This is a genomic window from Lentzea terrae, from assembly GCF_003265345.1.
Classification (GTDB): Bacteria; Actinomycetota; Actinomycetes; order Mycobacteriales; family Pseudonocardiaceae; genus Lentzea; species Lentzea terrae.
This window is the reverse complement of the sequence record NZ_QFWW01000026.1, coordinates 59779-72243: the sequence shown is the minus strand read 5'-3', so window position 1 is coordinate 72243 and position 12465 is coordinate 59779. Positions and strand designations below refer to the sequence as shown.

14 protein-coding genes are annotated in these 12465 nt (G+C 68.9%); 7 read left to right on the top strand and 7 right to left on the bottom strand.

Annotated elements, in window-relative coordinates; translation table 11 throughout:
- Positions 1-10: 10 nt before the first annotated feature.
- Both DI276_RS31875 and DI276_RS31870 read right to left on the bottom strand, forming a co-directional pair.
- Entirely contained in the window at positions 11-775 is a 765-nt protein-coding gene (locus tag DI276_RS31875; RefSeq protein ID WP_112270265.1) for an ABC transporter permease, read from the bottom strand.
- A gap of 6 nt (positions 776-781) precedes the next feature.
- Positions 782-1045, bottom strand: coding sequence for a DUF2530 domain-containing protein (locus DI276_RS31870; RefSeq protein WP_198681039.1), 264 nt, complete (start codon positions 1043-1045; stop codon positions 782-784).
- Between the two features lie 16 nt (positions 1046-1061).
- Between DI276_RS31870 and DI276_RS31865 the strand changes: the two genes are divergently transcribed.
- The 3 genes from DI276_RS31865 to DI276_RS31855 are packed head-to-tail and all read left to right on the top strand — an operon-like array spanning position 1062 to position 4276.
- Positions 1062-2495, top strand: a complete 1434-nt coding sequence (locus DI276_RS31865) for an NCS2 family permease (RefSeq protein WP_112270263.1) — start codon at positions 1062-1064, stop codon at positions 2493-2495.
- A 40-nt stretch (positions 2496-2535) separates the two neighbouring features.
- Complete coding sequence (locus tag DI276_RS31860) at positions 2536-2961, top strand: MarR family winged helix-turn-helix transcriptional regulator (protein WP_112270261.1); 426 nt, start codon at positions 2536-2538, stop codon at positions 2959-2961.
- Between the two features lie 58 nt (positions 2962-3019).
- Positions 3020-4276 carry an MFS transporter gene (locus tag DI276_RS31855; protein WP_112270259.1) on the top strand — a complete coding sequence of 419 codons (1257 nt, stop codon included), beginning with the start codon at positions 3020-3022 and terminating at the stop codon, positions 4274-4276.
- Here DI276_RS31855 and DI276_RS31850 read toward each other — a convergent pair.
- Together DI276_RS31850 and DI276_RS31845 are read right to left on the bottom strand one after the other, a co-directional pair.
- A complete protein-coding gene (locus DI276_RS31850; protein ID WP_112270249.1) occupies positions 4242-7016 on the bottom strand; it encodes a sacsin N-terminal ATP-binding-like domain-containing protein in 2775 nt (924 codons plus the stop codon). The two genes, DI276_RS31855 and DI276_RS31850, sit on opposite strands and share 35 nt — an antisense overlap.
- A complete protein-coding gene (locus DI276_RS31845) occupies positions 7013-7750 on the bottom strand; it encodes a DUF3027 domain-containing protein (protein WP_232837060.1) in 738 nt (245 codons plus the stop codon). Before DI276_RS31845 ends, DI276_RS31850 begins: the two co-directional genes overlap by 4 nt.
- A 58-nt stretch (positions 7751-7808) precedes the next feature.
- Here DI276_RS31845 and DI276_RS31840 point away from each other — a divergent pair, with 58 nt between their 5' ends.
- The 3 genes from DI276_RS31840 to DI276_RS31830 are packed head-to-tail and all read left to right on the top strand — an operon-like array spanning position 7809 to position 10534.
- Complete coding sequence (locus DI276_RS31840; protein WP_112270246.1) at positions 7809-8546, top strand: glutaminyl-peptide cyclotransferase; 738 nt, start codon at positions 7809-7811, stop codon at positions 8544-8546.
- A gap of 19 nt (positions 8547-8565) precedes the next feature.
- Complete coding sequence (locus tag DI276_RS31835; RefSeq protein WP_232837059.1) at positions 8566-10068, top strand: MFS transporter; 1503 nt, start codon at positions 8566-8568, stop codon at positions 10066-10068.
- A gap of 10 nt (positions 10069-10078) precedes the next feature.
- On the top strand, positions 10079-10534 hold the full coding sequence (locus DI276_RS31830; RefSeq protein ID WP_157985065.1) for a DUF2771 family protein: 456 nt from the start codon (positions 10079-10081) through the stop codon (positions 10532-10534).
- On the opposite strand, the gene DI276_RS31825 is transcribed toward DI276_RS31830, so the two are convergent.
- Positions 10531-11115 (bottom strand): HD domain-containing protein, encoded by a 585-nt coding sequence (locus DI276_RS31825; RefSeq protein ID WP_112270240.1) that lies wholly within the window; start codon positions 11113-11115, stop codon positions 10531-10533. The genes DI276_RS31830 and DI276_RS31825 overlap by 4 nt on opposite strands.
- Before the next feature lie 13 nt (positions 11116-11128).
- Complete coding sequence (locus tag DI276_RS31820) at positions 11129-11518, bottom strand: cold-shock protein (protein ID WP_112271356.1); 390 nt, start codon at positions 11516-11518, stop codon at positions 11129-11131.
- A 124-nt stretch (positions 11519-11642) separates the two neighbouring features.
- Here DI276_RS31820 and DI276_RS31815 point away from each other — a divergent pair, with 124 nt between their 5' ends.
- Positions 11643-11846, top strand: coding sequence for a hypothetical protein (locus DI276_RS31815; RefSeq protein WP_112270237.1), 204 nt, complete (start codon positions 11643-11645; stop codon positions 11844-11846).
- On the opposite strand, the gene DI276_RS31810 is transcribed toward DI276_RS31815, so the two are convergent.
- Positions 11818-12435: an HAD family hydrolase gene (locus DI276_RS31810; protein ID WP_112271354.1), complete on the bottom strand. Its 618-nt coding sequence runs from the start codon at positions 12433-12435 to the stop codon at positions 11818-11820. The two genes, DI276_RS31815 and DI276_RS31810, sit on opposite strands and share 29 nt — an antisense overlap.
- Between the last annotated feature and the right edge of the window lie 30 nt (positions 12436-12465).

Sequence of the window (12465 nt, the reverse complement as noted above, 5' to 3'; positions counted from 1 at the left end):
GCGACGAGACTTAGGTTAGCCTAACTTCGCTTCCTTGGGAAGCCCTCCTGATCAAACCCCTCGCGACCAGCTCGACCACCGTGGCGACCGCGGCCACCTCCACCGCGAGCAAAGCGAGCAGGACCACGAGTTGTAGTGCGCCGGCCTCCCAAACGGGAGCCCCTCCGAGGAGCATTCCGACAAAAGCACCCGGAAGAGTGACAAGGCCGACCGTCCTGGTCTGGTCGAGGGGCGGCAGCAACGCCTCGGCGGCCGGCTTCCGGACGAGGAACCGCGCCGCCTGCGAGTCCAGGAAGCCGAGCGCCAACGCGGCCTCGTACTCGCCGTGGCGTTCCCGGAGCGTGTCGAGTGCCCTCCTGACCGACAGGGTGGTCGCGGTCATCGCGCCGCCGATCAGGATGCCGCCGACCGGGATCAGCGCAATGCCCTCGACCGGGAGCAGGCCGGTGCCGATCAGCAGGCCGAGCGCGGGCACGGACCCGATCAGGATGGCCGCTGCGACCCAGACGCCATGCCGGCCCGTTTCGGTGCGCCGCGCCGACGTCGCCGTGGCCACGATCGCCATCAGCGCGAGGAAGGCTCCGGTGAGGCCCAGGTGCCGCAGCACGAACGTGATCACGGCGCTGACCGCGGCGAGTTGCACGACGGCTCGCGCTGCCGCCTTGAGGAACGGCTTCGGGGTGGTGAGGCCCGTGGCCCAGGCGATCGCTCCTGCGGCGACTGTGAAGAGGACGCAGACGATCAGCAACCGGACCCAGTCGGTGACGGCGATCATGCGCGACTAGGCGTCGTCGAGGCCCTGCTGCGCGGTACGTGACCCTCGCCTCGCGGCCCGGCGTTGCCAGTAGAACACTCCGTAGCCGATGATCCCGAGCAGACCGCCGGACAAGGTCGTCCAGAGCAGCGTGCTGTTCGAGCGGTCGACGACGAGCACCACGAAAAAACCGAGGAACCACAGCGCGGTTCCACCCAGTACGACGGGCACGGGGTCGGCCAGCCGATGCGGCAGCGGCGGCGGGTGTGGGGCGGAGTCGCGTTCGGACACATCGTTAGGAGACCAGATGCTGGACGGGTTCTTCAAGATTTCGGAGCGCGGGTCGACCGTGGCGCGCGAATTGCGCGGCGGCGTCGTGACCTTCTTCACGATGGCCTACATCGTGGTGCTGAACCCGCTGATCATCGGCAGCTTCGCGCCGACGGGGCCGGGCGCGCACCCGGACGTGCTGGGCAACATCCTCCCGGTCGGCCAGGTCGCCGCGGTCACCGCGCTGGTGGCCGGCGTCATGACCATCCTCTTCGGACTGATCGCGAACTACCCGTTCGCGCTCGCGACCGGTCTCGGCATCAACTCGTTCGTGGCGGTCAGCGTGGCCGCGAAAGTCAGCTGGCCAGAGGCGATGGGGCTCGTCCTCGTCAACGGCCTGGTCGTGCTGCTCCTGGTCGTCACGGGTGTGCGGACCGCCGTCTTCAACGCCGTGCCGAACGAGCTGAAAGCCGCGATCGCGGTCGGCATCGGTCTGTTCATCACGTTCATCGGCCTGGTCGACGCCGGGTTCGTGCGCCGGTTGCCGGACGCCGCCAACACCACGGTGCCGGTCGGGCTCGGCATCAACGGGTCGATCGCCAGCTGGCCGACGCTCGTGTTCGTGGTCGGGCTCGTGGTCACCGGCGTGCTGTTCGCGCGCAGGGTCAAGGGCGCCATCCTGATCGGCATCGTGGCCACGGCGATCTTCGCGATCGTGCTGGAGGCGATCGTCAAGGCCGGTCCGTCGGCGGGCACCAACGCCAGGGGCTGGAACCTCGGCTACCCCGCCCTGCCGGACAAGGTGTTCGACGTGCCGGACCTGTCGCTGCTGGGCGACGTGTCGTTCGGCGCGTGGACCAGGCTCCCCGCGCTCGCGGCCGCGTTGATCGTCTTCACGCTCGTGCTCACCGACTTCTTCGACACCGTCGGCACGATGACCGGTCTCGGCAAGGAAGGGGACCTGATCGACGAGGACGGCCAGCTGCCGAACGTCAGCAAGGCGCTCTTCGTGGACGGCCTCGGCGCCGTGGCCGGCGGTGCCGCGTCCAGCTCGTCGAACACCGTCTACATCGAATCCGCGTCCGGCATCGCCGAAGGCGCCCGCACGGGCCTCGCGAACGTCGTGACCGGCGTGCTCTTCCTGCTGGCGATGTTCTTCACGCCGCTCTACCAGGTCATCCCGATCGAGGCCGCCGCTCCCGCGCTGGTGATCGTCGGCGCACTGATGATGATGCAGATCCGCGAGATCGACTTCAGCGACTTCACCGTGGCGCTCCCGGCGTTCCTCACCATCGTCGTCATGCCGTTCACCTACTCGATCGCGAACGGCATCGGCGCGGGCTTCGTGAGCTACGTGCTGCTCAGGGCTCTCACCGGCCGAGCGCGCGGCGTCCACCCGTTGATGTGGGTCGTGGCCGCGGCTTTCGTCGTCTACTTCGCACTGGGACCGATCCAGAGCCTGCTGAACTGATCTTTCGGCAGGAAACTATTTCGTGAGGTATGCTAACTACGTGGCGACCGAACAGCACGGACTGGCGAGCAAGCTCAGGCTTGCCGTGGTCCGCCTCAACCGTCGCCTGCGGGCGCAGCGCACCAACTCGTCGGTGTCGCTGACGCAGGTCTCCGCTCTCTCCACTCTCCACAAGTGCGGACCGCTCACGCCAGGCGAACTGGCGGCCAAGGAAGGCGTGCAGCCGCCGTCGATGACGCGCGTGATCGCAGCCCTGGAGGAGTTCGGCTTCGCGACGCGCAGCCCGCACCCCACCGACGGCCGTCAAGCCATCGTCGAGCTGACCGGCGAAGGCTTGTCGTACCTGGAAGACGAGATCACCGCGCGCGAGGCGTGGCTGGACAAGCGGCTGGCAGAGCTGGACCCGGACGAACGGGCGTTGCTCTCCCAGGCCGCCGAGATCATCGACAGGATGGCGGGGCAGTAACGACGTGGCGGGTTACGCGGGTGGTGGAACGGACAGTTCGCCACCTCGCCCTACCCGCATGTTCGGATCGTTAGGCATATACAACTACCGCCTCTACGCCTCCGGCCAGATCATCTCGCTGGTCGGCGTCTGGATGCAGCGCGTGGCCCAGGACTGGCTGGTCCTGGAACTGACCAACTCCCCCGTCGCGCTCGGCATCGCCGCCTCCCTGCAGTTCTTGCCCGTGCTGCTGTTCTCCATGTGGGGCGGCGTGCTCGCCGACCGCATGGACAAGCGCAAGTTGTTGCTGTGGCTGGAATCCGCACTGGGCATCTGCGCTCTGGTGCTGGGCCTGCTGGACGTCACCGGCGTCGTGGAGCTCTGGCACGTCTTCGTGCTCTGCTTCCTGCTCGGCTGCTTCTCGGCCGTGGAAACGCCCGTACGCCAATCCTTCGTCGTGGAAATGGTCGGCCGCGAGTCGCTGACCAACGCCGTCGCCATCAACTCGATGATGTTCAACCTGGCCCGCATCGTCGGCCCGGCCATCGCGGGCGTGACCATCGTGGCCATCGGCACGGGCTGGGTCTTCCTGGCCAACGCCATCAGCTTCGTGGGCGTGGTTCTTGGCATTTGGCTGATGCGCACTTCCCAGTTGTTGCGCTCGGACCCGGTGCCGCGCGAAAAGGGCCAGCTGCTCTCCGGCCTGCGCTACGTCCGCGGCCGCCCCGACCTGCTGACCGTGATGCTGCTCGTCTTCTTCATCGCCACGTTCGGCATGAACTTCTACATGACGCTGGCGATCATGGCTCGCAACGTGTTCGGCGGCGATGCCGATGCCTACGGCCTGCTCTCCACTCTGATCGCAGTAGGCACCTTCGCGGGCGCGACGTGGGCGGCTCGCCGGAAGACGCCGCGGATGAGCGTGTTCATCGGGGCCGGTGTCGTGTTCGGACTGCTGGAGATCGTGTCCGGGCTGATGCCGACGATGCTGCTGACCGGCCTGATGATGATCCCGGTGGGCGTCGCGATGATGACCTTCAACACCACGGCCAACGCGACCATCCAGCTTGCGGTCGAGCCGGAGATGCGCGGCCGGGTCATGGGGGTCTACATGCTCGTCTTCTTGGGCGGCAACCCGGTGGGCGGGCCGTTGATGGGCTGGCTCGGGGAGATCAACGGGCGTGCGCCGATCATCGTCGGCGGCGTCGTGTCGGTGCTGGTGACGGTGACCGCGTGGATCATCCTGGTGCGGCGCGGCGACATCGGAAAGCCGCGCCTGCGCAGACGAACAGCGGAACCGGTCAGCCCAGCAGAGTTGCAGCCGTCGGATCGGTGATCAGGGCGGCGAACGTGTGCCGGTCCTCCCACCGCTCAGTCACCCAAGCCAACGCCCGAGCCAGCCCCTCTGGAGTGTCCGCGGCATGCGGCACCCCATCAGCCATCCACCACTCAACCCGCTGCCCATCAACCACCAGCGAGTCGTGCACCACGACCACCCCATCAGGCAGCGCGACCTCGAGCAGCTCACAAGCCATCCGAACCGCCCCGAGGTCCCGCCAGGACACAACCTCACCAACATGGTCAGGCGACCCGTCGAACTCCTCAGAAGCCAGCGCCAGATCCAACAGGTCGGCCAGCTCCTCAGACCCATCAGCCAGCAACACCCGAGCAGCAGGCACCACCCCGAGCAGCCACGGATGGTCGAGCACCACAACGGAGTCCGCAGCCACTACCTCACCGGAGAGCACGCGAACCCGGTCGGGCGGCGCAAAATCCCCTTCCGGCAAGGCCGCGTAAGCCCGCAACACCACCGCGTCGGCGATGGCCCGGTCAGCATCCCCCAGCCGCTCCAACACGAACTCGGCATCGTCGTCGTCCCAGATCTCCAACCGGGACCGAACGCCGGCCGCACGCAGAACGTGTTCAGGCAGCTCGAGATCGGGCACCGCGTCGAAGAGCCCGTCCAGCAGCGCGGCATCAGGAAGCCGGTACTCGCGCGGCGCCTTGCCGGCCAGCGAGGCGTGCCGCGCGATCCACCAGCCCGTGTAGCCGTCGGGCTCGGTGACCGCGCGCCAGGTGACCGGATCCGAAGCCAGCAACCGCAGCGCCGCGGGCCAGTCGGCGACCAGGTCCAGGTCGCGAACAGCCACCACGCGGCGAGGCTCGTCCGGCATGGACGACCACCACGTGGACTCGTCCGGCAGGTCGTGGTCCGGCCCCGACGGCTCGTCGTCGATCACTACGGAGAACGTGTCGACCACGCCCACCGCGACCAGTGCGGCACGCGGGTACGTATCGGCGATCTCCTTGGACAGCACCGGAAACGCGTCAGCCTCGACGACACCGACAAGAGCAGAGTCGGGCAGCAGCAGCTCGTCGGCACGATGCCACTCGCCGGACGCGTCGGGCAGCGCCAGCGCACCCAGCCAGGGCTCCTCGCCGGCGCGCAGAGCAGCTCGGTCCACCAGGCGCAGCACGGTCTCGATCAGCTCGTCCGGGTCGAGCCCGGCCTCGGCGTCGTCCAGCGACCGCGCCACGTTCTCGCGCAGCGACGGGTCTGCCAGCAGTTCGGAAGCGCCCGCCTCGACGGCGCCGAGACGGACCAGCAAGGGATGCACGGCGTCCGGGTGCACGACGCGCAGGCCGGGCAACGGTTCGTCGGCGATCAGAACAGTGCGCGGGCCGGTGACCGTGCGGCCGTCGGCCAGCGGCACGGGCAGCGACTGCAGCGCCTCGCGGACGTCCGGGTCGACCTCGGCCAGCGGCTCGAAGGCCGCGTAGACGTCGCGCCACCAGCCGGGGTCGCCGTCGACACCGGCCAGCGCGGCGACCACCTCGGCGGTCGAGACGCGCGGGACTTCCAGCGCTGCCAACGCCTTCGCGTGCACCGGCGCGGACAGCTCGGCGTCCAGCAGACCGGGCAGTGCGTCCTCGACGAGCTCGACGAGTTCCTCAGAGCCGACGTCAAGGACGCGTGCGCGAGCAGGAGCGATCCACTCACCGGACGCGAGCGGCAGCCAGGAAGCGGCGCGCAACGAGCGCAGCACCGCCGTGCGCAGCCGATCGTCCACTTCGGACAGCGGGAAGCCCGGCAACGGCACCAGCGCGGTGCGTTCGACGGCCGGCACCCGCGCCACCAGAGACGGGTACAGAGCAGCGGCGGCGTCCAGCACCGACCACGCCGCCGGACCCGGCAGCACCCGGCGACGCGACGGTTCGACCGGCAGGGTCGCGATCAACCGAGCGGGCAACGACAGGCGTTCGTCGGTCGGCGTCGGCGCGTGCAGCACGTCCTCGCCCAGCGCGGAGTCGAGCGGGTACGCCCACGTGACCGTCCACTCCGGACGGTGCTCGACGCCCTGGACGAGGTCGCCGGGCAGTTCACCGGTGGCCTGCTCGAGCAGCCAGCGGGTCGAGCCGATGGTGACCACGCCGTCGGCGGTGACGAAGCGTTCCCAGGACTGGGAGCCGAGCTCGATGCGCCGCAACCCGGGCAGCGCCATGAGCAGGTCGGGGACCTCGGCGGCCAGGTCGTCGAGCGACAGGTCGACCTTGAGCGGCAGCCGGACCTCGGTCGTGAAGCCTTCGGGAACCTCTTCCGCGCACGGCCAGACCAGACGCAGCACCGGCACGTCGCCGCCGCGCTCGGAGGCCAGCTCCGGCACCTCGGCACGTGTCCGAGAGGCGGAGAACTCCACGCCGCCCGACACCGAAACGACCCGCGGCGCGTCGGTCACGGCCAGCACGGCCGCGAACCCGACACCGAACTGCCCGACGCCGGACTCCTTGGCCGAGGCACGCAGCGAAGCCAGCGCGGCGACACCGGCAGCGGTCAGCGGAGCACCGGTGTTGGCGGCACGCAGCTCGCCATCGACCAGAGTGATCCTCAACACACCCGGCGTAGAACCGGCCGCGTCGGCCGCGTTCTGAGCGAGCTCGACGAGCAGGCGGTCCCGGTAGCCACCGAGCCGGAGGTCTTCCTCGGCGTTCGCGTCTTCGCGGAAGCGGGTGGGCGAACCACGCCATGCGGCGAGGACCGAGGTGCGCAGGGCCTCGGTCCCGAACGGGTCGGTCACTCGGAAACGTCCAGAACTTCCAGCTGCGCGTCGTCGTAGACCAGGTCGGCGACCGGCACGAGCGAGCCCATCTCCACCTCGACCTGGGAGTGCGCGCCGCAGCCGTACTCGACGTGCACGACGTGGCCGTCGGCGGGAGCGATCTCGTTCGCGCAGATGCCGAACGCGGCACCGAACGCACCGGCGATGCGGGTGTAGAAGCCGCACGTGCCGCAGTGCGCGGGGGCGCTGCGGGCCATGTCGGAGCGCGGGCCGAAGTCGGAGGACACCCAGCGGTCGGCGGCGTCCAGGCGGCCCTCGCGGGACAGCACGCGCTGACGGCCGAGGCCGATCTCCAGCGCGACCTCCTCGATCGCCGGGTCGTCGGACTGCACGTACGCCTCGACCAGGCGCGGGTCGTTCTCGCGGGGCGGCAGCAGGTCGCCGACGCCCAGGTCGCCGGCACGGACCCGCTGGCTCCACGGCACCCACTCGGGCGCGACCAGCGCGTCCTGGCCGGGCAGCAGCACGACCTCGCTGACCGACACCGGCGTGCCCTCGCCCGCGTAGGCGACGGTCACGGCCCAGTTCCAGCCGCGGTAGCCGGCGTGCTCGGCCTCGAACAGGTGCGTGACGGAGTACTCGTCCTCGCCGAGCACCCCCACGTGAGCGCCGACGCGTTCCAACCCGGCTTCGTCCTGCGCGGCTTCGCGGGCGAGGTCAACGGCGTCGGCGAGCAGTTGCGTGGCGTTCACGTGGTGAATTGTGCCGCAGGTCTTCGCCGGGACGAAAACTCGTGCCACCCTCCGTGGGGTGCGCTCACCCGTCTGGCTGGTCCTCGCGGTGGCTCTGGCCGCCTGCTCGACACAGCAAGAAGCAAAACCGCAGGTAGAAGTCCTGCAAAAGATCCCGCACGACACGTCGGCGTTCACCCAGGGGTTGGAACTGGTAGACGGCGTCCTCTACGAGGGCACGGGTCTGGAGGGCCAGTCGACGATGCGCGCGCTCGACCCGTCGAGCGGCAACGTGCAGAAGAAGGTCGACCTGCCGCCGGACTTCTTCGGCGAGGGCATCACGGTCGTCGGCGACACCATCTGGCAGATCACGTGGCGCAACGGCGTGGCCATCGAACGCGACCGCAAGACGCTGAACGAGGTCCGCCGGGTGAGCTACGACGGCGAGGGCTGGGGCATCTGCGACGACGGCCAGCGCCTGATCATGAGCGACGGCAGCGCGAAGTTGGCGTTCCGCGACCCGAAGTCGTTCAAGGAGACCGGCAGCGTGCAGGTCACCCGCGACGGCAAGCCGCTCACCCAGCTCAACGAACTGGAGTGCGTCGCCGGCAAGGTCTGGGCGAACGTCTGGAAGTCGGACGAGATCGTCCGCATCGACCCCGCCAACGGTCAGGTCATGAACACCTACGACCTGTCGTCGCTCAAGCCCTCCGGCAACGTGGACGTGCTGAACGGCATCGCGCACGTCCCCGGAACCAACGAGTTCATGGTCACAGGCAAGAACTGGCCGACCATCTTCCGAGTGCGCTTCAACTGAATGGGGCAGGATTGACGGTGTGACGGGCGACCGCGGGTGGAGTGACCAGCCGACTCCGAAGCGCTACCCGTGGCAGGACGACGAGTACCAGCCGCGGCCGCGCCGCGAGACCACGTCCGAGCACGGTTTCCAGCCTCCGCCGAAGCGCCCCCAGCAGACCCGGCCGCTGCCGAATCAAGATCAGCAGACGACCCCGACGCCGAAACCGCCCAAGAAGCTCACCGTCACGCGCGTCGCCTGGTTCCGCAGCAAGCAGATCTCGCAGCAAGCCGTTGCGATGTTCCGGCGCGCGGCCCACGCCGACGGCGCCAAGAAGTCCGGCATGTCTTCGGTCACCTACGCGGTGATGATGAACTACGCCGCCGATGCCGCGATGGCCGTCGCGCTGGCGAACACGCTGTTCTTCAGTGCCGCGACCGCGGAGTCCAAGTCCAAGGTCGCGCTCTACCTGCTGATCACGGTCGCGCCGTTCGCGTTGATCGCGCCGGTGATCGGGCCGTTGCTGGACAAGATCCAACGCGGCCGGCGGCTCGCCCTGGCCGCCTCGTGCGTGCTGCGGATCGTGCTGTCGATCGTGATGGCGCTGAACTTCGACAACTGGCTGCTGTACCCGGCCGCGCTGGGCAGCATGGTGCTGAGCAAGTCGTTCACCGTGCTCAAGTCCGCGATCACGCCACGGGTGCTGCCGCCGGAGATCACGCTCTCCAAGACCAACGCGCGCATGACCGTCTTCGGGCTCGCGGCAGGTGCGGTGTTCGGTGCGTTCGCGGCAGGCTTCGCGAAGCTCTTCGGCTCGCCGGGCGCGTTGTGGTTCACCGCCGCCCTGTGCCTGGTGAACGCGATCTTCTGCATGCGCATCCCGGCGTGGGTCGAGGTGACCGAGGGCGAGGTTCCCGCGACGCTCACGCCCAGGCCCGCCAAGCAACGCATTTCCCGGCACATCGTGGTGGCGTTGTGGGGCACCGGTTCCATCCGCATGCTGACCGGGTTCCTGACCCTGTTCGCCGCCTTCGTCGTACGCGCGCAGACCGAGGGCGACGCGTTCGAACAACTGTTGCTGCTCGGCGTGATCGCGGGCGCCGCCGGTGCGGGCAGCTTCCTCGGCAACGCGATCGGTGCGCGCCTGCACTTCGGCAAGCCCGACGAGGTGATCCTCGCCTGCGTCGGCACCGCGCTCGCCGCGACGATCGTGGCCGCCGCGCTGCCCGGTCTGGTCACCGCGGCGATCGTCGGCCTGCTGGGCGCCACGGCGTCGTCGCTGGCCAAGATCAGCCTGGACGCGGTGATCCAGGACGACCTGCCGGAGGAGTCGCGCGCGTCGGCGTTCGGCCGCTCCGAGACGATCCTGCAGCTCGCGTGGGTCTTCGGCGGCGCACTGGGTGTGCTGCTGCCGCCCACGTTCTGGGTCGGCTTCCTGGTGCTGGCCGGGTTGCTGGCGCTCGGCCTCACCCAGACCTGGCTGTACCGCAACGGCACGTCGTTGCACAGGCTCGTCCGCAGGCACGTTCCAGCCACCCCGTAGGCTGCCTGACGTGCGTCGACTTGCTTCTGTACTGGCCGCCAGCGTCCTCGTGCTGACCGGCTGCGCGCTGCCGCAGCACGATCCCGAGGTCACGTTCTACGCGAACGGCAAGACCATCCGCCTCGAGCCGACGATCTACTGCGACGTCACCGGCGACAAGTGCGCCGAGAAGAACGCCCCCGGCACGTTGAAGGTGCCGGCGGGCAAGGTCGTGCAGATCTCGGTGGACGGCCAGCTCGCGGACGGCCTCTGGGAGGTCGTGTGCGTGTACGAGAACGCCGCCCGCGTGCAGGAGGGCTGCTCCTCGCCGTTGCTCGGCAAGGGCGAGAACTTCTCCTACACCCTCGCCGTGCCGAACCAGAACGACCAGCTGCTGCGCATCGAGGTGCACGAGGCGGCCGGCGCGGTGCTGGAGACCGGTCAGCCGCTGATGCGCGGGTCCTGGGTCGTCGACGTCGTTCACTAACGCTTGCCGAACGCCTCCCACCACTCGCTGGGGACGATCCGCAAAGCGCTGTCCATCAAGGCCTTGCCGGTGTCGGTGACCACCGACGCCTGCATGGTGTGGATGAACCGGTCCATCTTCGTGACGCCGGCGGCCTGGTACTCCCGCGCCTGCAGCAGGAGTTCCAGCTTGTCGGCGTCACGGGAGCAGCGCGCTTCCGGCGTGTGATCGATGTCCTTGGCCGACTCGTGCTCGGCGACCAACGCCTCGATGTGCGCGGCCAGCGGCGCGGGCAGGTGCTGAACCTGGTCCCTCGCGACCTCTTCCGGCGACATCTTGACGTCGAGGTAGAGCTTGCCGACGTACGGGATGTCGCCGATCCGCGCTTCCGGCACGTCGTGGAACAAGCCGAGGGTCGCCGCCCGGTCCGGGTCCGCACCCTCCTGGACGGCGATCGCGTACGCCAAAACGCCCACCCGGAACGAATGGGCGGCCACCGACTCGGGGTGCTGCACCCCGGCGAAGAGCCACCCCGCCCTGGGCAGGCGTTTGAGCTGGCCGACTTCGTACAGGAACTCGACGATCCGGTCCGCATCAGACATGCGGACGATCTTTTTACGGATCGAGGTCCCGCGCCACCGCCCGGACGACCTCGGCGATGAGCTTCATGTTCTTCTTGTCCGACGGGTAGCGGCCCCGGCGCAGGTCGGGCTGCACCTTGTTCTCGAGAAGCTTGATCATGTCCTCGATCAGGCCGTGCAGTTCCTCCGCGGGACGGCGGCGCGCCTCGGCGACGGACGGCTGCGGGTCGATCAGGCGCACGGACAGCGCCTGCGGGCCGCGGCGGCCTTCCGCCATGCCGAACTCGATGCGCTGGCCGGCCTTCAAACCGGTGACACCCGGAGGCAACGCCGCTTTGCGGACGTAGACGTCCTCGCCACCGTCCTGCGTGACGAATCCGAAGCCCTTCTCCGTGTCGTACCACTTGACCTTGCCGGTCGGCACCGCGCTCACCATTCCCTTGCATCTGCACAACGAACGCGCCCAGGGCGTACCCAGGACGCGTCTCACCAGACTAGCCAGAAGACCTTGGGTAAGGCACCTCCGTTAGCGCGACTACCCTGCTCTTATGACCGCTTCGAGGATGTTGCCGCTGGCTGTCGGCCTGTTCGCCGTTGGCGTGCTGGCGATCATCGCGGTCTTCGTGCTCTTCGCCACCGGCCACAGCGACCTGCCGGTGTGGCTGAACGTCGCCGCCACCTACCTGCCGGCCGTCGGGCTGGGGCTCGGGATCATCGCGGTGATCAGGAAAGCACGCCAGAAGAAGTCCTGAGCCACTCCGGGAACTCGCGCAGGTCCTCCAGCACAACCGCGGCGCCGGCTTCGGCCAGCTCAGCACGGCTGCACGGCCCGGTCACCACACCGACGCCCAACGCTCCGGCGGCCTCGGCCCCGCGCATGTCGCCGACGTGGTCACCGACGTAGATCGCCGCGCCGTGCAGCTTGAGCGACTCGGCCTTGCCCGTCGACCACAGTTCGCCGTAGAGGTGGTCGACGTCCCAGCCCAGGGCGTCGAGGTGCAGCGCGGCGTTCTTGCGGTACTTGCCGGTGACGACCATGGTCTGGCCGCCCAGCTCGCGCACGCAGTCCAACGCCTCGGCCGCGCCCGGCAGCGCGACGGTCGCGGGGATCACGACGTCCGGGTAGAGCCCGCGGAACAGCGTGATCAGGTCCGGGATCTCCTCCTCGGGCACGCCCATGTCGCGGTAGATCATGTCGAGGGGCGGGCCGAGGTTCGCCGCGAAGTGCTCGCCGTCCAGGTCGTGCCCCGTGCGGGCGCCCACCTCGTTGAGCACTGCGGCCATGCCCGGCCTCGGGTCGATGAGGGTCATGTCGAGGTCGAAGCCCACGGTGAACGGCACAAAACCCAACTCTACGGCTGTACAAAACCG

Bases quoted from the DNA above. Each gene is read 5' to 3' on its own strand.
- DI276_RS31865 (WP_112270263.1), top strand. From the start codon at position 1,062: ATGCTGGACGGGTTCTTCAAGATTTCGGAGCGCGGGTCGACCGTGGCG.
- DI276_RS31855 (WP_112270259.1), top strand. From the start codon at position 3,020: ATGTTCGGATCGTTAGGCATATACAACTACCGCCTCTACGCCTCCGGC.
- DI276_RS31825 (WP_112270240.1), bottom strand. From the start codon at position 11,115: ATGTCTGATGCGGACCGGATCGTCGAGTTCCTGTACGAAGTCGGCCAG.
- DI276_RS31815 (WP_112270237.1), top strand. From the start codon at position 11,643: ATGACCGCTTCGAGGATGTTGCCGCTGGCTGTCGGCCTGTTCGCCGTT.
- DI276_RS31875 (WP_112270265.1), bottom strand. From the start codon at position 775: ATGATCGCCGTCACCGACTGGGTCCGGTTGCTGATCGTCTGCGTCCTC.